Source organism: Pauljensenia sp. 20925_1_25 (genome assembly GCF_041433955.1).
Classification (GTDB): Bacteria; Actinomycetota; Actinomycetes; order Actinomycetales; family Actinomycetaceae; genus Pauljensenia.
Genome location: NZ_JAPWCL010000030.1, coordinates 1 through 22562, shown reverse-complemented (window position 1 = coordinate 22562; position 22562 = coordinate 1). Strand labels below are relative to the sequence as shown.

Genomic DNA, 22562 nt, shown 5'->3' with positions numbered 1-22562 from the left:
GATCCGACCCGTACGTCTGCGACAGGGGGTTCACGTACCCTGCGTGCGCGTCGTCCTCGTCGTCGGTGACAACAAAGGGCACATACTTGCGCTTGCGGGACTTCTTGTCCCCCTTACCGGTCGCGCCCGCCCCGGCACCCGCGCCGCCCATGAGGCCGCCCGCAGGAGCGCTACGACCAGCGGTACCTGCGACCGCCCCGCCCGCCTCCGACGCGCCCGGGGCACCAACCGCGCCCGGGGCACCAACCGCGCCCGGGGCACCAGTCACGCCCGCGGTGCTCGTGGCAGCAGGCGGAGTGTAGGAGCCAAAACCCGAACCAGAATAGGAACCGGTCCTCAAGGCGGAGGCCCCCGCGCCAGCCCCGCCGGCACCCGGGGTACCCAAGCGGGCCGCGCCGCGCAGCCCCAACGCCCCCGCGCCCAGCACGCCCGCACCCCCCATACGCCCCGCCGACGAGGCGTCGGAGGCCGGTCCGCCGTTGAGGCGCCACAGGGGGTGATGCGCATCCGCCGCCGGGGCCGGCGTGTGACCGCCGATGACACCATTGCGGTAGGTCGTGCCGTTCACGCGCGTGTGCAGCAGGTCCGTGTCCATAAGGTCCTGCGGGTCCGTGATCGGATTCGTGCGCGACCCCGGCTCACCGTAAGCCGGCTCCTGGGTGGGCACAGCCCCCGAAGAAATAATGCGGTTGTGCGCCGCCGCCGCGTCCGCCTCACTCCACCACGGCTGATCAAAACCACCCGGATACTCGCCCGACGAACTGTCGCGCCCGGTCCCGCGACCATAACCGTCCGCAGCGGAACGGCTCCACGGCAACCCGGCTCCGTTACCGCCTGCGGTATTGGATCCAGGTCCTTCATTGAGGATGCCACGTTGTAGGTCTCTTTCGCTCAGCGCGGTCTCGTCTTTCATGTCCTTGTTGATAGAAGTCGTATGGGCGTTCAGCTCATCCAAGATGCGCTGGGCAGCAGCCTCACGTTGAGCATTAGCCTGAGCCTCCACCGCCTCAACGTATGCCTCCCCGCTCGTGAAACGCTGGCCCAGGCCGGTAAAGCCGCCGCCTGGTTCGGACTCGGGGATTACCACGAACCAGTCGTCACGCATCGCCGCAGTCTTCTCATCCAACAAATTTGGAGAGAGCGTCTCGGCCTCCGCCAACGCCGCCTGCATCACCTGTCGACCCGTGTCATACGCGTTGTAGCCGTTCTCGTAGCTGGCCTTATACGCCTGAATGCGGCTAATTGAGGAATCCACCCACGCGTTCATCGCGGTGGCCGCCTCGCCCGTGAACCCATGACCATCTCGAAAACTGGTCAAACGCGCGATAGCGTCGTCGAAGCCGTCGAGCGTCGTCTGGTGGTCTTTCTCCCAGGCATCCAGCCCCCGGTTGTTGCGCGCCGCGGCCATGAAGGTGAGCAAACGCAGGTAGTTCGGTGAGAATATCATCGTAATGGTCCTTTACAGAAAAGGTTCGTGAACGGGCTAGAAAGTCGTAGAATCGCTGTACGCCTCACCGTTTTCCGTTTCGGAAGGTGATCCACCACCCGTCTCCGCGCCGGAGGCGCCTTCCTGCGGCTTCACGTAGCCATTCTGAACCAGGTCATCCAGCAGGGCCTGCGCCTGTGGCGACCTGGCCACGTTGTCCAGGGCACTGGTCACCTGCGCCAGGGCCTGCTGGTTATCCCACTCGTTCTGCTTGACGCTCTCCGACGCCAGCTTCACGTTCGTCTCGAACACAGAGATCAGGTCGTTTTCCTTGGCGAGCAGGTCCGACACCGATGAAAACAAGGCTCCCGCGCTGCTACCCAGAGCGGAAGGACCCTCCTCGAATCCCCACGCGGCCGCGGTCTGAGCGGAACTGAGCGAGGCGCTGGACAGCGACGAGGTCGTCATCGCGTCCATGGTCTCTTGCATATACGGATCCGCTTGCTGCTGCTTCGCGTCGTCATACGCTTGATCAACCATCAGGTTCTCCTTACGGGAAATTCTCGCAGAATAGTCGTCGCTGGCCGGCCGCTCAGTTGGCGACCTTGAAGCGGCGCACCAGCGGCTGAGGCGGCTGCTCGGGTCCGTCGATCTTCATGGTCCACACGTACGTGACGTTCTTGCCGCTGCCTTCCACGTCGACCGTCCACGAGGAGTAGTACTGGCAGTCCTGCTCCACGCACAGGTCGTACGTGTCCTGGCCCAGGCGCCAAAAGTCCGTGGCCGACATGAGGGGGTAGATTTTCTGTTCCTTGTCCACCCCAATCGTTCCCTCGGGATTGAGTGTGAACTGCTGATCCGCAATCGAGTAGGGATCGGTGCCCACCAGCTGGGTCCCCACCATGTTGTTCAGGGCCGCCGCCTTTGCGCCGATCGCTTTCTTCTCCTTGCCGGAGGCGGCGTTCTGCTGGTTGATGAGGTCCTGCTTGATGCCCTCCGGAATGTTCTGCATCGAGGAAATATCGGCGTTAGAGCCGGACGCATCCTTGCGATCCCCCTTCCAGGAGAAAACTGGAGAACACGCGGTCAGCGTTGTCGCGATGACGAGAAGCGACGCCACCGCCAGGGCGGGACGAGAAGCAATAGGGGGCATGAATATCTCCTACTTTCAGACTGGTCAATCATAGGCAACGAACGGCCTGGCATGTCAAGGCATTGTTAGAACGGTGGAGGCGTCCACGTCATCTGCGCGCCCACAACTCCCAGCTCGCGGTGCACGACCTGCGCGCGGCCGGGGATCGATCGCTTCGGTTTGACGCCGTTGATGACCGCGCCCTCGCGTGGGTTACCGGACAAGAGGATGCCCGTCACCGCGAGGTCGTTCATCATCTGCAGGACCTTCTCGTAGGTCGCGCGCGACGCGCCGCCCATGCGGCGCGTGATGATGACGTGCAGGCCGATGTCGCCCGCCTGCGGCAGCAGGTCCAACAGATCCATCAGCGGGTTACCCGACGATGTTGCCACCAGGTCATAATCGTCCACCAGGACCCACAGCTCGGGACCCGACCACCAGTTTCTGTTGCGAATCTGCTCCGGCGTCACATCCGAACCCGGCAGACGCGTGCGCATGAACTGCGCGACCTCACGCATCTGCTTCATCGCATCCTGATGATTCGTTACGTAGCGCAGCGTGTACTCTTCCGGGACCGCGCCCAACAGGGAACGGCGCATGTCGATCGCCATGATCTTTGCCTCGCGCGGCGTGTACAGGCGCGTGATCTCCGAAATGATCGAGCGAAGGAACGACGTCTTGCCCGTCTTCGCATCCCCGAAGAGATACAGGTGCGAGTCCGTGCGCGTGTTGAACAGGAGCGGCCCCAGGCGTGATTCTTCCAGACCCAGGATCATGTCGCCGCCGCCGCGCGGCAGGATGTGCTGCTTAGGCAGCTGAGACAGGATGTCCTCGAGCGTAATCTGCTCGGGCAGCAGGCGCAGCTTTGGCCCCTCGCCGGCCACCAGGTGCTCACGAATCTTGTTGACCGTGTAGGCCACGCCCTGCGACACGGTTGTCGGATCCGGCTCCTCATCGGCGCGCGGCAGGCCAATCATCATCTCGTGTCCCGCCATGTCGATACCACGACCGGGGCGTCCCTTCGGGATACGCGCAGCTCCCTGACGGTTGATGATCGACTCCTTCGGATTCGCCGTGTGCAGTTCTAACCGAGAACCGAAAATATCCTGCGCGTCCGCGCGGATATCCATCCATCGGTTCGCAGCGATGATGAGGTGAACACCCAGCGATAGGCCGCGGCTCATCATCGTCGTCACATGGCGGTCCAGGCTATCGAACTCGGAGCGCAGCGCGCCCCAGCCGTCGATCACCAGGAACACGTCGCCGTAGCCGTCGTCGTAGCGGCCCGCGGCACGCCCACGCCGGTAGGTATCCATCGAATCGATGCCACGCTGGCGGAAGTAACGCTCGCGATCATCCAGGATCGCCGCAAGCTCGGCGAGCATACGCGTGCGCACCTCCTCGGTGTCGCGCGTCGCGATGCCCGCCACGTGCGGGGCACCCGCAAAGCCTGCGAAGGTGCCGCCGCCGAAGTCCATCACGTAGAACTGGACCTCCTGGGGCGTGTAGGTCAGTGACAGGGCCTGCACGATCGTGCGCAGTGCCGTTGACTTGCCCGTCTGCGGTCCGCCGACCAGCGCGAAGTTACCGCCCGCCCCCGACAGGTCCAGGACCAGGGTCTCGCGGCGCTGCTCAAGCGGCAGGTCGACCGTGCCCAGGGGGACACGCAGTGTGCCCGCCTCGCGCCACGCGCGCGATACGTAGCCGAACTCGGGGTCGGGCCCCAAGTCCGGCATGAGGGTCGCGAAGGTATCCGGAGTTTCCAAGGGCGGCAGCCACACCTGGTGGGCCGGGTACCCCTTGCCCTTCATCTTCGCCACGGCAATGTCCATCTCGGACATGTCGTCCCAGACCTCGTCGCCCGCCAGGACCACTTCCTGGTTCTGGTCGACTTCCTCCGTGTCGCCGCGGTCCTCGCGTGTGATGACGGGCGCGGCCGTGAACGGCAGGATCTCGATGGGAGCGCTCGGAGCGCCAGCCGTCGAGGCCTCGGCCAGGGAAGCGAGCGTGCGCGGCGGCGGGGGAGCGGCCACGTAGGACGCGCGGAAACGAACGAGGCCGTCCCCGCCCGCTTTCAGGAAGCCCGAACCGGGCAGCGGGGGCAGCTTCGCGGCGTCCGTGATGCCCAGAACCTCGCGCGAATCGCCCTCCGTGAAAGTTTTGAGCGCGATGCGGTAGGACAGGTGCGACTCCAGGCCGCGCGCCTTGCCCAAGTCCATTTTCTGCGAGGCCAGCAGCAAGTGCACCGACAGGGAACGGCCCAGACGACCGATCATGATGAAGACCTCGCCGAACTCCGGCTTGGCCATGAGCATTTCCGTGAACTCGTCCAGGACGATGAACAGGGCGGGCAGCGGCGGATACCCGTGTTTGCCTGCCAGGCGGTCCGCCTCGTAATCGGACACGTTCGCATAGTTACCCGCCATGCGCAGCATTTCCTGGCGGCGCACCATCTCGCCCTGGAGGGCGTCCTGCATACGGTCGACGAGGGTGAGCTCCGACTCCAGGTTCGAAATCATGGCCGACACGTGCGGCAGATCCGCCATACCCGCGAAAGTCGCGCCACCCTTAAAGTCGACGAGAACCAGGTTCAGCTGCTCCGGAGAGTGGGTGAGGGCCAGGGCCAGCACGAGGGTGCGCAACACCTCGGACTTACCCGAACCGGTCGCGCCGATCAGCAAGCCGTGCGGACCCATACCCTGCTGGGCGGATTCCTTAATATCCAGGACCACGGGCTTACCCTCCGGTGTCACCGCGAAGGGGGCGGCGAGGCGCGCACGCCCCTCGCGGCGGACCCACTGCTTCTCCGGGTCGAAGTCGCGGATGTCGCCGATGCCCACCAGCTCCATGAGGTCCTTCTGGCGCGACACATCCGAGCGGCCCACGGGTTCCTCGGTGTCCTCCAGACTCTGCTGCGACGTAAAGGGCGTCATGCGCCGGGCGATAGCCTCCGCCTGAATCGCCGTCAAGCGGTCGGCGCGGGCCGTCTCGGGAAGCGAATCCATCGTCACCACGTCGACGACGTTCCCGCCGTCATGTTCTTGCCCGGGGCGGACGACGAGGCGCAGGGCCGTGTGCGATGTCATCGGCGTCCACTCGCGGACCCGGCTCATGATGGTCACGCCGCGAACCCCGGCCGCCGAGCCGAAGGGTGAGGAAGACGGGAATTCAGCGCCGTCACACACGAGAAGGAGGTGGGGCCACTCAGCGATGTCCTCGCCTCGGCGGTACGCTCCGCGCATCGCGATGTCCGGACCGATCATTTCGGCCAGTTCGGTTGAATCCGTCGAAATCATGCGACCGGGACCAACCGCGTCGGCGACGACCGATGAACGGGCGTGCGGCATCCACTTGACCCACTCCCAGTCGCCCAGCCGATCCGCGGAACACAGGACCGCGATCTTGAGCTTTGACGGCTCGATGAAGCACGCCAGATGCATCATAATGGCGCGCATCTCGTCGTAGGCGTTCTCGCCCGCGCCGATGACCGCGATATGGCTGTAATCGCCTAAGTACAAGAACTTGCCGACGTTATCCGTGTGGTCGTGGACAGCCACAAAACGCTCCAGCGCAGCCAGGCACACGACGTCCAACTCCGTCAGCGGATCGATGGGAGGACGTTTCAACACCAACCCGAGGGGCTGCGTACCACTTCCATAACGGAACGCCAACACGTTGACGGTGCTGCCCTCACGCGACCACAGGCGCGATCCATTCGATGCCAGCGTCACCAGCGCGTCGGGGGAGGGATACACCCAGCTGTAGTAGGCGCGCTGCTTCTTCGCGACCTTACGTACGGACTCGCGAGTCTCCGCCAGGTACGACAGGTACTCGTGGCGCTGATTCTTGACGGTGTTGCGATGCTGATTAAGCTGGCGAAAGATGTTAAAGCCGACCATGCCCAGCATGGCGACGAGCATGCCGCCGCCCATCATCATGGAGCGCGTCCCGCCGTTCTGCACCGCCATGAACACCATGACGCCCGTCGAACCCAGCATGGGGATGAGCATCATGAGGACGTTGCCCACGGATGCAGGCTCTGCCTTCTCCGGCGGCATCTGCAGGTCAAGGACGCCGGAGGGATGCTCCGGAATCTTGGCAGTGCGCCAATTTTTGCGTGTCACCATCAACTCTCCTCGCGCCGCGCGCGTCAGTGTTCGATACGGCTGCTGCCAGTCTAGCCGAGCACCCTCACAATTTTGAACCTTCGGTTAGCGTTGGTGCACTACACTGGGCACTGCTGTGTTCTCAACGATCGGAGGTTTCATGAGCACCACCATGGTGTCCGTGACCGTCATTGACTCCGATGGTGCCTCCGATATCGCTGCCCCCGCGGGGACCACCGTCGCCGGGCTGTGCGCGATGCTCGCCATCGACTTGACGGAACCTTCCGTGCGCCTCTCCTACGCCGACGGGCGCCCCCTCAGCGGCGGCGCTGTCCTCGGACGTGACCTCGCCGCCGGATCCGTGATCGCGCTGTCCAGCCGCGTCCTGTCCGCGCAGCAGGTGAACGAGGCCTCGGCGCGCCAGGAGAATCAGTGGCTCTCCCCGGTCCTGGCCCTGGTCGGCTTCAGTTTCCTGCTCCTCGCGGCTGCTAGCGCCCTGTGCCTGCTGCCTACGCTGGGCGACGCCGCCCTCCGGGAACTCACCTACGCGGAGGACGGACCCGCCTGGGCTCGCGCGGCCTCGTCCATCCCGGTGTGGGCACGCGGCCTGTGCGCGCTCGTCTGCATGATCGGTGCCACCACCCCGCTGTTTTGCTCACGCCGTGTGCGAAGCCACCCCATCATGCTCCTCCTCCTGCCCGCACTGGTCGGCTACTCGATGATCGGCCTCGTCCCACTGGCTGGTATTCATGCGCTGTCCGTCGCCCCCGTCGTTGGCGTCTGGAGTGCGCTCATCGTCACCCTCGCCGTCGCTTCTCTCACGGGAGCCCCCTCCGCGCTCAGCGCGATCATCGCGTGGGGCGCGGCGACCCTGCTCGTCACGATCCACGCCTACCCGCTTTTCGCCCTCATCGACATCGCGCCCCTTGCTGTCATGATCGGCGTCCTCCTGTTCCTCATGTCCCCACGCCTGGCGCTGCGCGTGCCCGACAATCAGCTCATCGACTCCGCCAGCCTCCAGACCATCGCCTCGCGCATTCGTCAGCCCCCCGCGTCAGCCCCCAGCACCCTGACCGGCGAGCGCATCGCCACCGTTCTGAGTTACACCAGCGCCCGCAACACCGTGCTGCTCGTCGCTGCCTCCCTCTTCGTCCTCGTCGGGGGCATCCCCCTGGCCCACACGGTCACCCCCGCGATGAGCATGGGCCGAGGGCTGCCCGGTTTCATTCTCGTCATCGTGGCCATCACTGCCCTGCTGACGGTTCCGCGCGCCACCCGCAGCCACGCCGGACGCATCCTCCCCCGACTCTGCGCGGCCAGCCTCGCGTGCGCCTTCCTTTTTGGCGCGTGGGTCCAATCCTGGAGCGGCCCTGTCGGCCTGTATCCCATGGTCCCCGTTGCGATCCTGGTCCTCGTCGGCGTTGCGATAGCCGCTTGGGCGAACCTGTATGTGTCCAAGGGGTACGCCGCCCTCGTCGGCACCATCCTCGATGCCGTCCAAAACTTCAGTATCTTCACACTTCCCCCCGCGGCAGTCGTGGCCTCGGGACTATTCGCGTTCGCTTGGAGGGCGGTCCTGTAATGCCAGACACCACAACGACTCGGTTCGCCCCCGCTCCCGCCTCACGCCTCATCGGTGCCTACATCATTGACCTGCTCATCCTCGGCACACTCATGGGAGCCACCTGGTTCGTGTACTTCACGCCCCTGACGATCACTCTCATCAGCGCCGAGGCAGTGGTTGCTTCCGCTATCATGCTCGGTGCGAGCGGGCGTACCCCCGGCATGGCTGCCATGCGCGTCTGTCTCATCCGCGACAGCGACGATGCGCAGACGCCCTCCCTCGGTGCGGCGGCGGGCTACACCGCGCTCACCGCGCTGCTCCAGGTGACGCTTATCGGACCCCTCGCCGCCCTGACCATGGTCCGCGACGGGCGGACCTGGCTCACCGGCCCGACCGGTACTCGCCTGGTCGATCTGCGCGCGCATGCGGCGCTTGCGCTCACTCACTCTGATCAGGCCAGCGAGAGCCTCGAACGCGCCCGTTCCGCCCACGCCTCCAGCGGCTTTGAAAGCGTCCAGTCCAGCCCGCCCGGTGAACTCCCGGAGCCGACCGCTCCTCTTCCGACGCCCCCCGAGGTGTCGCTCCCCGTAGCGCCCCTGCCGTCCCCTCCCGAGGTTTCGCACTCCGCTGCGCCCTCCTTCACTTCGGTCGGCCCAGCTATTCCTTCACCCATGACGGCTCCCAGGCCTCACCTGGCCCCGTTGCCTTCGGCGATGCGCAGCCGCGCACCTGCACCGCCGCCGAATCCCGCGCTGCGGAACACGGGACTCCCGGATCCCACGGCTGTCGGTGCAGCCCCGCCCACGCGAGCGCGTTCTGGTGGCCTCCCGAATCCCACGGCTGTCAGCGCAGTCCCTCGTCCCCCCGCACCGGCCTCGTCGAGTCCCGTGCTGTGGATCATCTTCGACTCCGGCCAGTGCGAACTGATCGACGCGCCCCTGGCGATCGGGCGCTCTCCCGTATCCGACGACGGCTCGCGCGCTGTCCACGTCCCCGACACGACCCTGTCCCTCTCGCGCACGCACCTGCGCCTGGGACCCACCGCCAACGGCGCGTGGCTCGAGGACCTGTTTTCCGCGAACGGGACGCAGATCCGCACCCCCGACGGGCGCATCGCCACGCTGGCTGGTGGCAAGGCCATCGAAGTGCCTGTGGGCACCGAAATCATCCTGGGCGAGCGGCGCGCCACCATCGTCCACGCCGACGCAGACAACATGTGAGGCCCAAGCCACAACTCATACAACACTCCCCGGAAGAAGGAACTGAATGTCAGCCCAACTTCCGGGGAGTAAGTCACCGGGCGCGCGGCGCCGGCGTGTTAGAAATCAGAAACGGTTGGCGTTGGCCTGGTCCGTCTGCTGGTAGTTGGAGTTCGCAGTATCGACAGCGTTGGAAGTCCTATCGAGGACGTCCTTCAGACCGTCCAGACCCTCGTTCCACTTCACCTGAGCGGCATCGTAGGCTTCCTGCGCTGCGCCTTCCCAGCTTGCACGCAGCCGGTTCAGTGTGGACTCAAGGTCATCGATGCAGCTCTGCAGGTTCGACGAACCGCTCCTGATGTCTGCTGCAGCCGCGTCAAGTGCGCTGTAATTTACCTGCTGATCAGCCATGTCTATCTCCTACCTTCCTCAATCACATTCCGGCGAGGATCGCCGAGATCGAACTCTGCGCGTCGGACTCGGTGTGCGCCATCGACGCGTCGGTGCCCCTCAGATTGTCAGCGAGGTCCTGGAGTGCGTTGTTGAGCTTGTCAGCGTTCTCGTGCCACTGAGTCATCAGCTGCTGGAACTGTGCGGCAGCATCGCCCTTCCAGTTATCGCCGATGGTCGACAGGTCACCCTCAAGGCGGGCGATGTGGCCATCGATGTCAGCCTTGATAGATTCGACCTTGTCGTATCCCTCCTTGAGGGCGCCGTCATCAAGCCTCTGGTCTGCCATGTGAACCTCCATTTGTTCAAGTGGGTTCTCGTGCGGGTGCTCGAGAGTATGAGAATAAATGAATACTAACCGCGTTTTGACTGAAAATGTTAGTGTTCTTCAAAAATTAGGACAGAGTCTGACCGGAAAGATAGACTCATGTGGGTTATGGTACTGAGCCGCTGAGCCTGTCAAATGTCGCCGGGAGGAACTGCTATGGCAACGAAAACAGTTCGTGGAGTGGCGTTAATTCCGCTGACGATTACCTACGGTATGGAGCGTCGCGACGTCACAGTTCCACAGTCTGTTCCCCTCGTGGAACTGCTGCCGGGGTTGGTCGACGTGATCGGTGCCCGTGCAGATACGGGCACAAATGACGGCTTCGCAGTCCGAACCGCATCGGGGCGTTCACTCGACCAGTCGGCATCCCTGTCTGCTCAGGGTGTCCGCGCCGGTGCCTCGCTCCTGCTCGAACCCCTCGGTGAAGGCGTGGCCGACATGGTCTACGACGACCTCACGGAAGCAGTCGGGCAGGTAGTTGAGCAGGTGTCCACCCCTTGGACCTCAAGCGACGCGCGGACGCTTGCATGCCTGTCTGCGGCGGCTCTTGTGTTTGTCGCCGCGATCCTCCTGGCGACGACACCCCCGGACGCCATCGCCGCCCTACAGCCTGGGCGTGTTGCCCTCCTCAACTACATCAACGGCGCAATCGGCGTGGTGTCCGCGCTGCTCGTCATGGGCACCTCCGCCGTGGTTACGCGCAAGAACCCGGGGCCGAGCGGCATCGCCCTGGCACACACGGTGCCCGTCCTGACTGCCGCCGCCGCCCTGCGCTTCACACAGACCCAGTGGGACGGTGCCGGATGGATCGCGATCGGTGTCGGCATCCTCATTGGATCGGTCGCGGCCCTGACCTTGCCGGGGCGCTACCGTATCTCGGTCGCCGCGCCCCTCGTAGTCGGATCAGTTGTCACCGCGACGGGCCTGCTGGTTCACTTCGGCAACCTGTCCCAGGTCGGCGTGTCCGCGCTCCTCTTTGCCCTGATCGTCGTCCTCCTCCAGCTGGCACCGTGGGTGGCGTTGGCCCACATCCCGGTGCGCATCCTGGACGCGAAGACAACCGAACAGATCCCGGCCCAAGGAATCATGGACCAGGTCAGCACCTCCTTTGTCTTCGTCGTATCCCTGCGCGTCGGCGGCGCGCTCGCCGCGATCTTCCTGACGGTCTCGATGATGACGGCCACGGGGACGAAGTCCATCGTCCTCCCCCTCATCCTCATCCTTCTGGGATCAGTGTCCCTGGTCCTTCAGACTCGCTCAATCCGCGCCCGCGTCGAGGTACTCATCGGCGCCCTCACGGGCCTGATCACGATCCTCATAGCAGCGGTCCTGGCCACCCGTGCGGACGCGACGATCCTATCGTGGATCACAGTCATCGCGGTCGGTACCGCCCTGGTCCTGGTCATCACAAACGTCGTGGGGCCTCGTGCGCGCCCCCACATGACACGCCTCGCGGACACGCTATCGGTCCTGTCGCTCTTCGTCCTCATTCCCCTGGCCGTCTACCTCTGGGGCTGACCCATGCCATCAAGCAAAGACATCCTCGAAGCACAGCGCTTTAACCGCGTTCGCCTGATCACCGCCTTCACCTCGGGAACCCCAGGCGGTCGTGAAGTCGACACGCCCTCGCCCGTGCGTCCGCTCCTGTTCGGCGCAGTCGTCGCCATCATCATGTGCGTCGTTGGTGTCGGTATTCGCTTTTTCAACCCCAATCCCGACCTGACTGCGTCCAACTACGTGCTCGTCGACGTCACATCCACGGGATCCCGCTACTTTTGGGCCAACGGCGTCCTGCACCCGATCTCGAACGTGACGACGGCCAGGCTCCTCGCGCAAGAATCCGGCCTGACGGTCATCTCAGCCAGTGCCTCGTCCCTGATGAATCTTCCGCGCGGTGCCCAAATCGGCCTGGCACAGGTCCCCGACGACGTGCCGGCTACCGCGCAGCTGGCGACCACGTGGCTCTCGTGCGACCTCGACGACACCTACCACACGTGGGTCGCCCAGTCCCTTCCCGCCGACAGCTTTCCGCTGCAAAACGTCACGTCCGCGCTGGTCAGCCCCGATCACGGCACCACCACCTACTACGTGGACGCGACCACCCACAAGAAATACCTCATCGACGAAACCGACAGTCGCCTCGGCGACTGGGCGCTCTCCTTCCAAAACCGGATCGGATACCCCGTCGAAGTCGAACCGCAGTGGGCCGAACTCTTTCCCGCGGGCACGCCCCTCAAGCCGTGGAGCTACTACGACATCCCCGGCCACGGGCAGCCGGCGACTGACCTGCCCGGTCCTCTCAAAAACGAGAACCTGACGGTCGGAACCGTCATCCAACAGATGAACTCCAGCGGAGAGGTCCTCAACTCTTACCTGGTTATCTCCTCCTCCCAACTCGCAGTCTTCAACTCCACGGCCTCGCGCCTCTACCAGGACGCGCCGCCCACCAAGTCCTTCTCGACGGACATGTTCAAGGACGTCACACCCGTCCACGCCGACTTCATCGGCGAGGACTGGCCTCCCTACGAGAACTTCGCGAACGTCGAATGGGCCGACCCGAAGGCGGATGCGCAGACCCGCACTTCGCTGTGCGCGCGCATGTCCACCGTTGACCGCGCCTCCCCGACAATCACGCTCGGCGTCATGCCCAAGCAACGCGCCGTCCAGGCAGCCTATGACGCCGAGTCAGTGTCCTCCCCGTCCGGCCCCACCATGACGCGCGCCGCGACCGTTGCGGGCGGCTCCGGGGCGCTCGTCGCCATCACGTCCGGCGGTGGACGGGCGGCGGCCTACGCCTTCGTGTCCGACATGGGCTACATCCACTCACTCGGGACAGTGCCAAGCGCATCCATCAACGCCCTGGGCTGGGCTCAGTCCGATGCCGTCGTCATCCCCGAGGCTTGGGCGCTCCTCATCCCGAGCGGCACAGACATGACCCCCCAGGCCGCCGCCGAGTCCGTCGGGCTGTCGTGATGAGCACGCGTTCCCGTTCCCGGAGGATGCGCCGGTGCCTCGCCGGTGGGGTCCTCGCAGCGGGCCTGGCCCTGGCTCCCGTCGTTACTCCGGTGGCCTTCTCCACGGACGAGGCCGGGGCGGGCATAGCGCTGGCACCCTCAGTCGCGCACGCGGACCCGTCGCCGACGCCAAGCGTGCGCCCCACGCCAAGCGGTCCTCCCACGGATACCCCGTCGCCTGCACCGACGGCGACGTCGGCGGACCAGACCTGCCCGGAGAACTCGCCCATCTATATCAAGGCACCCCCTGAGATCCTCGATCAGGTCGGCGTGCGCCGCGCATGGGACATCTCGCGCGGTTCGGGCGTGACCGTCGCTGTTGTCGACTCAGGGGTCGCCGCCGATAACGAACATTTCAACTTCGGTGATCCTACCGTCGTGCTGCCCGGAACTGATCTGAGCGGCGAAGGGACCGACGGGCGCGTCGACAAGGGCGAACACGGCACGGCCATCGCCGGCGCGATAGCCGCCCGTGAACTGCCCTCCGCGAAGGGGTCCGGCCTGGTCGGCGTGGCCCCCGAATCCCTCGTCTTGCCCGTGCGCGTCGAGACGGGCCTTGATCCAGCCCCCGGGGCACATCAGCGACAGGGTGAGGAAAGCTCCGTGCAGCGCCTGGCGCGCGGAATCCGGTGGGCTGCCGACAACGGTGCCCAGATCATCGTCGTCGCCCAGTCCACCCCCGAAGACGACCCGGACCTGCGAGCTGCCGTCGAGTCGGTACGCGGACGCTCGCTGATCGTTGCATCAACCGGCAACACGTACCAGGAACAGACCACCGGTCAGGTCGTCTACCCTGCGGCATACGACGGGGTTCTCGGCGTGACAGCAACGAATGCCGACGGCTCTGCTTCAGACGAGCAGGTGCACGGCTCGCACGTGTCTCTGGCCGTGCCCGCAGCCGTCATCCACACGACCTGGTTCGACCAAGCAGATTGCCTGGTCGGCGGGTATGCGGGGACGACACCACAGCCCTCGTCCTCCTACGCGGCCGCGTACGCGGGTGGCTTCGCAGCCCTCGTCGCCTCCCGGTACCCCGATGAGGGCCCCGACATGTGGAAGTACCGCCTGGAGGTGACCGCTCTGCGAGGTGCCGCCGACACGCGTACCGACGAACTCGGATGGGGGATCGCAGCCCCGTACGACGCGCTCACTTTCGATGACATCGGCACGAGGTTTGGCCCCGCCCATCCCGACACCGCAGCCCATCCGCTGCCTCGGCGTGCCGCCGACACCTCAGTGAACCTATTCAATCGCGACAATAACCTCACGATCCGCGCCTCCATCGTGTCGGGGATCGTCGTCCTCAGCGCGGCCTCAATGGGAGGACTTATCATCCTGTCCCACCTGCGCAGACATCCCGCGCGGAGGGAATCCGACTCTGACGACCTCTGAGGAATGCGGAGAAGCGCGCGTGAACCCGGCACTCGCCGCGCATCCTCATCGGACCAATTGTGAACGAGTCGATAAGTCCTGTTATCCGCACGAACGACATACTTATCGCGAAATGGGAAGGGGCATACGCGAGGGCGTCGAGTTGGCTAGGATGACCATATGGTAAATGTGATGGGGCAGACGCCCGAAGACGCAATGCGAATCCTCCAGGAACGAATCGACGAGGCCCAGCGTCAAGCTCAGGGTGCGCGTGACTTCGTAGAAGCCTTGCAGAAGGCTCGCATCACGGGTCATGATTCGCGCAGCGAGATCGAGGTCGAGGTTAATTCCGACGGTCGCATGGTGAACATCGAGATCGATGAGCAAGCGCTCGAAGGGTCAGCCAGCGACCTTGAGCAGGCAATTATGGAAGCCTATGCTGATGCGGGCAACAACATGCGCGAATTCGTGCGTCAGCGAGCCACAGAATGCTACGGCGACAAGGTTGGTCTCATGCGTGGTTACCTTGATAACCTCGACGCCACCCTCGGTTCGTTGGGGCGCTGATCGACATGGCCAGTGCCGACCTCAAAGTAGATACCAGCCGTATCCGTTCTCATTCAACGGAGATCAGCAGCTCCGCATCAACGATTGACGAGAGTGTGTCCGTTGCGGATACCACCAAGGGGCAAGTGACCGGCGGTGCCTTCGGCTTCCTGTGTTCCTTCTTCGAGGCTCCCGTCAACAAACAGATTGACAATTTGCGCGAGATGATCAGCGACCTCGCTGGCGCTGAGCATCGTTTGGTTACCTGTCTCCAGCAGTGGGCATACGAGATGGACCAGACCGAAAGCACCAATAAGAGCGAGCTGAGTGCTATCGATCCGGAAGGCAATACACCGGGTCCCGGAGGCTATGGCTCCGGCGGATCCGACTCTGGTGGTTATTCCCCCGGTGGTGGATCCGGGACTGGCGGTGGTGGATCCGGGACTGGCGGCGGTGGATCCGGGACTGGCGGTGGATCCGGGACTGGCGGAGGTGGGTCCGGGACTGGTGGCTCGGCACCGAGTGTTGATCCGTCGAAGGCTCCGGCAACAGAGCCGAACGATGCCGACAAGCCCACGGATGATGACAAGTCCAAGGGAGAACACAAGGTACCTGAGACCGAACTCAACGACGACGATAAGTCTAAGGGTAAGGACAAGGGCGACGACAAGTCTGCGGATGACGATAAGTCCGAGGGTGATGACAAGTCGAAGGATCACGACAAATCCAAGGACGACGATAAATCTAAGGATCATGACAAGTCTAAGGGCGACGATAAATCCGAGGATGATGGTAAGTCCAAGGACGATGATAAGCGCGGCGACAAGGGGAGCGACGGCAAGGACGGTTCCGACAGCAAGGATGGATCGGACGGTTCCGACGGCAAGGATGGATCGGACGGTTCCGACGGCAAGGATGGATCGGACGGTTCCGACGGCAAGGATGGATCGGACGGTTCCGACGGCAAGGATGGATCGGACGGTTCCGACGGCAAGGACGGGGTCGGCAGCCTAGGCAGCATCCTTGGCGGCGGAGACAAGATGATTGTCGACGATGATCAGCTTCAGGCATTCCTCGACAAGCAGCGCAACGAGGAGAATGCTGATCTTGCGACGTTCTACGAACGGCAGAAAGCTGATCAGGTCGAAGCGCTCGAGCGCTATGCCGAACTACATCCTAACCAAGATATAACCGATATCAAAGCCCTGATCGAAACGAATCAGCAGGAACAGCAAGATGCAATGAGTGACTTCCTGACGCGACAGCGTGCAGACGAAGAAGCTCAGATTCGACAGTTCGTTCGGGAACATCCGCAAGCGACGACCCGAGAGTTTGACACCTTCATGGCCGAGCAACGCACAACTCAGGAGACAAGTTACCGGTCCTTTGTCAATGATCAGCAGAAGGCTCAGACAATGAGGATTGACGAATTCACGAAGACCCAGTCCGATTCTGCCGCGGAAGATGTTCGTTCCCTCTTTGAGAAACAGGATAGCAACAGCGATAAGGATATCGAGACCTTCCTTACTCGACAGCGTCAAGATGAGGAGCGTTCCCTGCGACGCTTCGTGTTTGAAGGAGTAGAGAAATGACGGCGCAGTCGCCAGTGCACACCCTCAGCCGGAGTAACTCAACCGCAACAGAAGGACTCGGGGTTGTCGATGACATCTATCGCAATGCTGTCGACATTTCCAACGGCGACTTTGCTTCGGTCCAAGCAATGATTGATAATGCTCGTTCCGGAATGATGTGCCTGGCGGCAGACCCTGTCGATTTCTTTGGACAGATGGCAGTCAGCTTCATCCTCGAGCACGTGGACCCGCTCAACAATATGCTCAACGACTTCACAGGTGATTCCGCCGAGGTCTTTGGTATGAGTGATAGTTGGCAGTCCATCGCAGACTCGCTGGCATCAGTCGCTGACGAGATCGACACCACCTCAAGTAGCGCGATGTCTGACATGGCTGGTCAAGCCGTAGATGCCTACCTTCATCGGCAGGAAGTGGTCTCCTCCGCTATGCGCGCGGTGAGCGAGAATGCCTCTTCTTTCAGCACCACACTCAATGATGCAGCAAACATCGTCGATGCGATTCACGATATCGTTCGCGACGCGATTGCCGACGTAGTCGCGACGTGCATCAGCGGCGTATTCTGGTCCTGCGTGACCGCCGGTGTTGCTAGTCCCGTAGAGGGGGCGAAGGTCAGTGGTAAGGTTACGAGCTGGGTGGTGACGATTGCGCAGATCGGACAAGCATTGGTCCAGCTGCTGCAGTCCATCCAGCGTGTGTTCGATAATCTGGACTCGATTCAGACTGGACTGACTAACGAGGTCAAGGTCATCGGCGCGAATTGCACGATGCCTGCGGGTGGCTGCTGCGGCGCGACTGCCTCCACCGCCGATCTCTCGTCGCCCCTGACCGGTAACAGTGGTGTGACCAGCAACGGTCAGACTGGTGGCACCAACGTGTACGCAAACAATGGCGGAACCGCCGTCGGTGGAGACAATAATGGCGTCATCAATAATGGTGGCACCATCAACAATGACAACTCAACGACAACCGTCGATGTTGACGTCGACCCGACATTCACCCATCAGGGCGATGGTTCCGGCGACTCGAAGACCGACGACAAGAGCGGTTCGCAGCACGGCCACAGCGACGCCAAACCTGATAAGAGCGGTTCGCAGCACGGCCACAGCGACGCCAAACCTGATAAGAGCGGTTCACAGCACGGCCACAGCGACGCCAAACCTGATAAGAGCGGTTCACAGCACGGCCACAGCGACGCCAAACCTGATAAGAGCGGTTCGCAACACGGCCACAGCGACGCCAAACCTGATAAGAGCGGTTCGCAACACGGCCACAGCGACGCCAAACCTGATAAGAGCGGTTCACAGCACGGCCACAGCGACGCCAAACCCGACAAGAATGAACAAGGACACTCTGGAAACGGCACCGGCCATCAAGAGAAGACGAATCCGGGGCATTCGAGCACTTCGGGCAACCAGGGGAACAAGACGAATCCAGTGACTACGGGCACCTCGGGGACGACACATAAACGTACTGAGCCTCCGATTCCTCAGCCTCCGAAGCCTGAGCCTCCGAAGCCTGAGCCTCCGATTCCTCAGCCTCCGAAGGCTACACCGAATACTCACCCCTCGAACCCCGGTGGTTTTGGCGGTAGCCGACCTCACATCAGGACTCGCAAGATCAAGGGCAAGTAGGACGATCTGCCGGGAACTGGGGCTGGGCGCTCTCGCTCGGCCCAGCCCCGGCCTCGTTCCAGAACGGCGCGAGCATCCCCGCACACGGCTACGTGCGGGGGTGCTCGCCTCAGCGCAACTACGGGCGGTTCGCGAAGTACTCGAGCAGGCGAGAGTCGCCCGAAACGATGATCTCGTCGTCGGAGTTGATGCGCGTCGACGAATTCGCGTACTCGAAACGCTGCTTGGGGTGGCGAATCGCCAGGACGTTGACGCCGTAGCGGCCGCGCAGGTCAAGCTCCTCCAGCGAAAAGCCGTGCACCTCCGTGGGCGGGCGCAGCTTCATGATGGAAAAGCCATCCTTCTCCATCTCGATGTAGTCGACCATACGGCCGCCCACCAGGTGCGCCGTGCGCTTGCCCGCATCCAGGTCGGGGTAGACCACGTGGTGGGCACCCACACGGCGCAGGATACGCCCGTGCTGGGAGGACGTCGCCTTCACCCAGATCGACGCGATCCCCATGTCGACCAGGTTCGCGGTGATCAGTACGGCCGCCTCCAAGGAGGAACCCACGCCGACGACGGCGCTGCGGAACTCGCGTGCGCCCAGCTGCTCCAGCGCATCCTTGGACGTGGCGTCGGCCTCGACCAGGGGGAAACGGCCCGCGAAGGCCTGCACGCGCGAGGGGTTCTTTTCGACCGCGAGGATCTCGTACCCCAGCTGGTCCTGCGTCACCGCGACGGCTGAGCCAAAACGGCCCAATCCGATGACCAGCGTGCCTGACTGAAGGTCCTTTGAGTCACGTTCTTCTGCCATGACTCTATTCTTCCCTCCCCGTCCCGCGCACGCGAACGGTGCCCAGCCACGGCCTCGTCGAACAAGTCGCCACTGCGCTGTCAACCGATGATCGGCTGCTCCTCGGGCATACGGATCACGCGGGAACGTTCACGCAACGCGAGTGCCGCTGCCACCGTCATCGAGCCTGTGCGTCCCGCGAACATGAGGGCGATAAGAACATACTTCGCGGCCACCGGCAGGTTAGGCGTGATACCCGTAGACAGGCCCACGGTGGCGAATGCGGACACGGTCTCGAACAGGATGATGTCCAACGAGTGATCCGTCATGGTCAGCAGTGCGACGACGGAGATGGCGACCAGGGCCAGGCCGAGCAGGGACACGGCGACCGCCAGGCGCACGGTCGATGTAGGGATACGCCGGCCGAAGGTCTCGATGTCGCGGTCACCTCGGGCCTCGGCGATGACGGCCAGAACCAGCACCGCGAACGTCGTCACCTTCACGCCGCCCGCCGTGGACGCCGAGCCGCCGCCGATCATCATCAGGATGTCCTGCACAAAGTGCGTCTGCGACTGCATCGAACCCACGTCGAGCGCCGAAATACCCGAGGACCGCGAGTTGACGCCCGCGAGCATCGCGTTGAGGATCTTTGAGGGAGTGTCCACGGCCCCCAGTGTCGCCGGGTTGTGCCACTCCGTCAGCGCTAGGGCGAGAGCGCCGATGAACGCCAGGATCAGATAGGTCGACAGCGTCAGCTTCGTATGCAGGCGCCAGCGGCGCGGAGTCCACATGTTTTTCGCGACGTCCATGATGACGGGGAAACCGATAGCGCCCACAGTCGTCCCCAAGATGATGGGGACCAGCATCCACCAGTCGGTGACGTGCGGTTCGAGGCCGCCGGGAAGAATCACGAAGCCCGCGTTGTTGAACACGGAGATCGCCATGAACACGGCGTCCCACACGGCGTGCGCGGGGTCGATACCCATGGTGAGGAAACGGGGCAGGAACATGATTGCCAGGAACGCCTGCATGCTCAGCGAGGTCGCGATGACGGCCTTGAGCAGCGTGGAAATCTGGCCCATCGCTCCCGTCCCGGTCTCCTGGGTGGCGAGCATGCGCTGGGTGAGTCCCAGGTGTCGGGACACCGCGATGCTGAGGATCGACGCCAGCGTCATGACGCCCAGGCCGCCGACGACGATGCCCGCCGCGATGACAGCCTGCCCGAAGGGGGACCAATACGAGGCCGTGTCCACCGTCGTGAGACCTGTCACGCACACAGCTGATACGGCGGTAAAGAGCACGTCGACGAAGGGAGCGGACTCGTCAGAGGCGGAAGCGATGGGCAACATGAGCAGCACGGTGATAACCCCGATGATGAGGGCGAACGTGCTGAGGGCCAGCCTGGCAGGGGAGTAGCGGGCCTGCCGGGACAGCCACGCGCGCACACGCTGAGCGTAGGACGTGGGCACCTGGGGATGTGGGCCGCGGGGTCCTCCCGGCACCTGGCGAACGACAGGGGAGGGCTGTGGAGTCAAGGTTTCCGCTGAAATGGCGTGGGACGAGGCCGTGGCTCGCCCGCGCATCAGGGACCGTGTAGCACCGGGATTAGTGCGCAGCCGAGGGGGCTGAGGTCGAGGCGTGCGTCCCTTGCGTGCCGCTCCCATCGAACCTCCTTAACGACTCTGCAACAAAAGTGGATAAAGTTGCAGTTTTCATGTGGATGGGCAGTAGTATATTTCGTGAGGCTACGTAAGCGATGAACGAACGGGTTTAACGCGCCTCGCGAGCACACTGGGAGTCATTAATGGAACAGCAGTCGGCGCCGCGCTTTATGACCGTCACGGAAGTGGCGGACATCATGCGCGTCTCTAAGATGACTGTGTACCGATTGATTCACAGCGGTGAAATGCCCGCGATTCGCGTTGGAAAGAGCTTCCGAGTCCCGGAGGCCGCGGTCGCCCAGATGATCCAGGCCGGTATGTCGGATCACTCCGGTGGCCAGGCTCGCGTCATTGGCGGGTAGTATAGGCACGATGTGCCCGTTCCGGGCACCCATCATCAACCAGCGGTAGTACCTCTGCCGCCCACACTACGAGGGAGGAACCCCATGGGCTCCGTCATCAAGAAGCGCCGCAAGCGCATGGCGAAGAAGAAGCACCGCAAGCTCCTGCGCAAGACGCGTCACCAGCGTCGCAACAAGAAGTGAGCGAGCGGAGGCCCGGCCTGTTGGCCGGGCCTCACGTGTATCCGGGGCCCTATACTTGGGCGTTATGGACCGCACCATCATTCACGTCATGCGCCACGGAGAAGTGGAGAATCCCAACGGTGTTTTGTATGGGCGTCTGCCCGGTTTCGGTCTGACGGAGCTGGGGCATCAGATGGCGGCGCGCGCCGCGCAGTATCTGGTGGATTCGGGTGCGGATATCGCTCGCGTCATCTCGTCGCCGCTGCTGCGCGCCCAGCTGACGGCCGCGCCAACCGCCGCCGCCTACAGCCTGAGCATTGCCTCCGATCCTCGCCTCATCGAGTCGGACAACGTCTTCGAAGGTCTGCCCGTGAACTCCAATCGCGCGATGCTGGCTAACCCGAAGTATTTCAAGTACTACTGCAACCCGCTGCGCCCCTCGTGGGGCGAACCCTACCGTGACGTCGCCTCCCGGATGAGCGCGGCCCTCTCCTCGGCCCTGCGCGAAGCACGCGGCCGCGAGGCCCTGGTCGTCTCCCACCAAAACCCTATTGTCACGCTCACCCGATTCATCAACGGCCAGCCGCTGGCCCACTCGCCCAAGTCGCGTCACTGCTCCCTGGCGTCCATCACGTCCTTCATCTTTTCGGGCGCGACGCTCGTGGGTACCTCCTACGCGGAACCCGCGGCAGACCTCGTCGCCCTCGCCAAGGACATGACCCCCGGAGACTCCGCTGCCGACCTGCGTCGCTGACGCACAGTGCCCACAGTGCTCGTGAGCGGCGCGCAGGCATGCAAGACGGGCGGCCCCATGCGGGACCGCCCGTTGCTGTTCCGCATGTTAACCCCCTGTTCCGCATGTGGGCGGGATTGCCCAGGTTCGGAATAGCGGGTTCACGTGCGGATGAGGAGGCCCAGGCTTGGAATAGCGGGTTCGCGTGTGATGTAGCGGGTCTGGTGTACGGCTGTGCCCCCTGTTCCGCACGTAGACCCCCTGTTCCGCATGTTAACCCGCTGTTCCGCATGTGGGCGGGGTTGCCCAGGCTCGGAATAGCGGGTTCACGTGCGGATGAGATGGCCCGGGTTCGGAATAGCGGGTCCACGTGTGATGTAGCGGGTCTGGTGTACGGCTGTGCCCCTGTTCCGCACGTAAACCCCCTGTTCCGCATGTTAACCCGCTGTTCCGCATGTGGGCGGTGTTGCCCAGGTTCGGAATAGCGGGTTCACGTGCGGATGAGGAGGC

General features: G+C 63.6%; 19 protein-coding genes. 11 read left to right on the top strand and 8 right to left on the bottom strand.

Annotated elements, in window-relative coordinates; genetic code table 11:
- From O3932_RS10065 to eccCa, 4 genes are all read right to left on the bottom strand, one after another.
- Nucleotides 1-1447, bottom strand: a 1447-nt coding sequence (locus tag O3932_RS10065) for a hypothetical protein (protein WP_371538188.1), incomplete at its 3' end; no start/stop codon positions are given.
- A gap of 36 nt (nucleotides 1448-1483) precedes the next feature.
- A complete protein-coding gene (locus tag O3932_RS10060) occupies nucleotides 1484-1966 on the bottom strand; it encodes a hypothetical protein (RefSeq protein ID WP_009648327.1) in 483 nt (160 codons plus the stop codon).
- Nucleotides 1967-2018: 52 nt separating this feature from the next.
- Nucleotides 2019-2579 carry a hypothetical protein gene (locus tag O3932_RS10055; RefSeq protein ID WP_009648363.1) on the bottom strand — a complete coding sequence of 187 codons (561 nt, stop codon included), beginning with the start codon at nucleotides 2577-2579 and terminating at the stop codon, nucleotides 2019-2021.
- A gap of 65 nt (nucleotides 2580-2644) precedes the next feature.
- Nucleotides 2645-6685, bottom strand: a complete 4041-nt coding sequence (gene eccCa, locus O3932_RS10050) for a type VII secretion protein EccCa (RefSeq protein ID WP_371538185.1) — start codon at nucleotides 6683-6685, stop codon at nucleotides 2645-2647.
- A gap of 139 nt (nucleotides 6686-6824) precedes the next feature.
- Here eccCa and O3932_RS10045 point away from each other — a divergent pair, with 139 nt between their 5' ends.
- Together O3932_RS10045 and O3932_RS10040 are read left to right on the top strand one after the other, a co-directional pair.
- Nucleotides 6825-8246 carry a hypothetical protein gene (locus tag O3932_RS10045; RefSeq protein ID WP_034505067.1) on the top strand — a complete coding sequence of 474 codons (1422 nt, stop codon included), beginning with the start codon at nucleotides 6825-6827 and terminating at the stop codon, nucleotides 8244-8246.
- Nucleotides 8246-9448 (top strand): RDD family protein, encoded by a 1203-nt coding sequence (locus tag O3932_RS10040; RefSeq protein ID WP_371538182.1) that lies wholly within the window; start codon nucleotides 8246-8248, stop codon nucleotides 9446-9448. Before O3932_RS10045 ends, O3932_RS10040 begins: the two co-directional genes overlap by 1 nt.
- Nucleotides 9449-9553: 105 nt before the next feature.
- Here the strand turns inward: O3932_RS10040 and O3932_RS10035 are convergent, their stop codons facing one another.
- A complete protein-coding gene (locus tag O3932_RS10035) occupies nucleotides 9554-9838 on the bottom strand; it encodes a WXG100 family type VII secretion target (protein WP_009648343.1) in 285 nt (94 codons plus the stop codon).
- A 22-nt stretch (nucleotides 9839-9860) separates the two neighbouring features.
- Nucleotides 9861-10166 carry a WXG100 family type VII secretion target gene (locus tag O3932_RS10030; RefSeq protein ID WP_009648333.1) on the bottom strand — a complete coding sequence of 102 codons (306 nt, stop codon included), beginning with the start codon at nucleotides 10164-10166 and terminating at the stop codon, nucleotides 9861-9863.
- A gap of 195 nt (nucleotides 10167-10361) precedes the next feature.
- Here O3932_RS10030 and O3932_RS10025 point away from each other — a divergent pair, with 195 nt between their 5' ends.
- From O3932_RS10025 to O3932_RS10000, 6 genes are all read left to right on the top strand, one after another.
- Nucleotides 10362-11723, top strand: a complete 1362-nt coding sequence (locus tag O3932_RS10025; protein WP_371538178.1) for an EsaB/YukD family protein — start codon at nucleotides 10362-10364, stop codon at nucleotides 11721-11723.
- A gap of 3 nt (nucleotides 11724-11726) precedes the next feature.
- The gene (locus O3932_RS10020; RefSeq protein WP_371538176.1) at nucleotides 11727-13178 is read left to right on the top strand and encodes a type VII secretion protein EccB; all 1452 of its coding nucleotides are present in this window, start codon (nucleotides 11727-11729) and stop codon (nucleotides 13176-13178) included.
- On the top strand, nucleotides 13178-14611 hold the full coding sequence (locus O3932_RS10015; RefSeq protein ID WP_371538174.1) for a S8 family serine peptidase: 1434 nt from the start codon (nucleotides 13178-13180) through the stop codon (nucleotides 14609-14611). Before O3932_RS10020 ends, O3932_RS10015 begins: the two co-directional genes overlap by 1 nt.
- A gap of 159 nt (nucleotides 14612-14770) precedes the next feature.
- Entirely contained in the window at nucleotides 14771-15157 is a 387-nt protein-coding gene (locus tag O3932_RS10010) for a YbaB/EbfC family nucleoid-associated protein (RefSeq protein ID WP_009648348.1), read from the top strand.
- Nucleotides 15158-15162: 5 nt separating this feature from the next.
- Nucleotides 15163-16728 (top strand): hypothetical protein, encoded by a 1566-nt coding sequence (locus O3932_RS10005; protein ID WP_371538171.1) that lies wholly within the window; start codon nucleotides 15163-15165, stop codon nucleotides 16726-16728.
- Nucleotides 16725-18359 carry a hypothetical protein gene (locus tag O3932_RS10000; protein WP_371538168.1) on the top strand — a complete coding sequence of 545 codons (1635 nt, stop codon included), beginning with the start codon at nucleotides 16725-16727 and terminating at the stop codon, nucleotides 18357-18359. Before O3932_RS10005 ends, O3932_RS10000 begins: the two co-directional genes overlap by 4 nt.
- Before the next feature lie 118 nt (nucleotides 18360-18477).
- Here the strand turns inward: O3932_RS10000 and O3932_RS09995 are convergent, their stop codons facing one another.
- Both O3932_RS09995 and O3932_RS09990 read right to left on the bottom strand, forming a co-directional pair.
- Nucleotides 18478-19155, bottom strand: coding sequence for a TrkA family potassium uptake protein (locus tag O3932_RS09995; RefSeq protein ID WP_371538166.1), 678 nt, complete (start codon nucleotides 19153-19155; stop codon nucleotides 18478-18480).
- 80 nt (nucleotides 19156-19235) lie between these two features.
- Nucleotides 19236-20798, bottom strand: coding sequence for a TrkH family potassium uptake protein (locus O3932_RS09990; RefSeq protein WP_371538163.1), 1563 nt, complete (start codon nucleotides 20796-20798; stop codon nucleotides 19236-19238).
- Nucleotides 20799-20938: 140 nt separating this feature from the next.
- Between O3932_RS09990 and O3932_RS09985 the strand changes: the two genes are divergently transcribed.
- The 3 genes from O3932_RS09985 (at nucleotide 20939) to O3932_RS09975 (ending at nucleotide 22073) form a co-directional block, all read left to right on the top strand.
- Nucleotides 20939-21157, top strand: a complete 219-nt coding sequence (locus O3932_RS09985; protein ID WP_009648329.1) for a helix-turn-helix domain-containing protein — start codon at nucleotides 20939-20941, stop codon at nucleotides 21155-21157.
- Nucleotides 21158-21241: 84 nt separating this feature from the next.
- Nucleotides 21242-21340 (top strand): 30S ribosomal protein bS22, encoded by a 99-nt coding sequence (locus tag O3932_RS09980; protein ID WP_003792170.1) that lies wholly within the window; start codon nucleotides 21242-21244, stop codon nucleotides 21338-21340.
- Between the two features lie 64 nt (nucleotides 21341-21404).
- Nucleotides 21405-22073: a histidine phosphatase family protein gene (locus O3932_RS09975; protein ID WP_371538161.1), complete on the top strand. Its 669-nt coding sequence runs from the start codon at nucleotides 21405-21407 to the stop codon at nucleotides 22071-22073.
- Nucleotides 22074-22562 lie beyond the last annotated feature (489 nt).

What these genes read in the sequence shown, in the direction of transcription:
- O3932_RS10060 (WP_009648327.1), bottom strand. Translation starts at nt 1,966, where the DNA reads ATGGTTGATCAAGCGTATGACGACGCGAAGCAGCAGCAAGCGGATCCG.
- O3932_RS10055 (WP_009648363.1), bottom strand. Translation starts at nt 2,579, where the DNA reads ATGCCCCCTATTGCTTCTCGTCCCGCCCTGGCGGTGGCGTCGCTTCTC.
- eccCa (WP_371538185.1), bottom strand. Translation starts at nt 6,685, where the DNA reads ATGGTGACACGCAAAAATTGGCGCACTGCCAAGATTCCGGAGCATCCC.
- O3932_RS10045 (WP_034505067.1), top strand. Translation starts at nt 6,825, where the DNA reads ATGAGCACCACCATGGTGTCCGTGACCGTCATTGACTCCGATGGTGCC.
- O3932_RS10040 (WP_371538182.1), top strand. Translation starts at nt 8,246, where the DNA reads ATGCCAGACACCACAACGACTCGGTTCGCCCCCGCTCCCGCCTCACGC.
- O3932_RS10035 (WP_009648343.1), bottom strand. Translation starts at nt 9,838, where the DNA reads ATGGCTGATCAGCAGGTAAATTACAGCGCACTTGACGCGGCTGCAGCA.
- O3932_RS10030 (WP_009648333.1), bottom strand. Translation starts at nt 10,166, where the DNA reads ATGGCAGACCAGAGGCTTGATGACGGCGCCCTCAAGGAGGGATACGAC.
- O3932_RS10025 (WP_371538178.1), top strand. Translation starts at nt 10,362, where the DNA reads ATGGCAACGAAAACAGTTCGTGGAGTGGCGTTAATTCCGCTGACGATT.
- O3932_RS10020 (WP_371538176.1), top strand. Translation starts at nt 11,727, where the DNA reads ATGCCATCAAGCAAAGACATCCTCGAAGCACAGCGCTTTAACCGCGTT.
- O3932_RS10015 (WP_371538174.1), top strand. Translation starts at nt 13,178, where the DNA reads ATGAGCACGCGTTCCCGTTCCCGGAGGATGCGCCGGTGCCTCGCCGGT.
- O3932_RS10010 (WP_009648348.1), top strand. Translation starts at nt 14,771, where the DNA reads ATGGTAAATGTGATGGGGCAGACGCCCGAAGACGCAATGCGAATCCTC.
- O3932_RS10005 (WP_371538171.1), top strand. Translation starts at nt 15,163, where the DNA reads ATGGCCAGTGCCGACCTCAAAGTAGATACCAGCCGTATCCGTTCTCAT.
- O3932_RS10000 (WP_371538168.1), top strand. Translation starts at nt 16,725, where the DNA reads ATGACGGCGCAGTCGCCAGTGCACACCCTCAGCCGGAGTAACTCAACC.
- O3932_RS09995 (WP_371538166.1), bottom strand. Translation starts at nt 19,155, where the DNA reads ATGGCAGAAGAACGTGACTCAAAGGACCTTCAGTCAGGCACGCTGGTC.
- O3932_RS09990 (WP_371538163.1), bottom strand. Translation starts at nt 20,798, where the DNA reads ATGGGAGCGGCACGCAAGGGACGCACGCCTCGACCTCAGCCCCCTCGG.
- O3932_RS09985 (WP_009648329.1), top strand. Translation starts at nt 20,939, where the DNA reads ATGGAACAGCAGTCGGCGCCGCGCTTTATGACCGTCACGGAAGTGGCG.
- O3932_RS09980 (WP_003792170.1), top strand. Translation starts at nt 21,242, where the DNA reads ATGGGCTCCGTCATCAAGAAGCGCCGCAAGCGCATGGCGAAGAAGAAG.
- O3932_RS09975 (WP_371538161.1), top strand. Translation starts at nt 21,405, where the DNA reads ATGGACCGCACCATCATTCACGTCATGCGCCACGGAGAAGTGGAGAAT.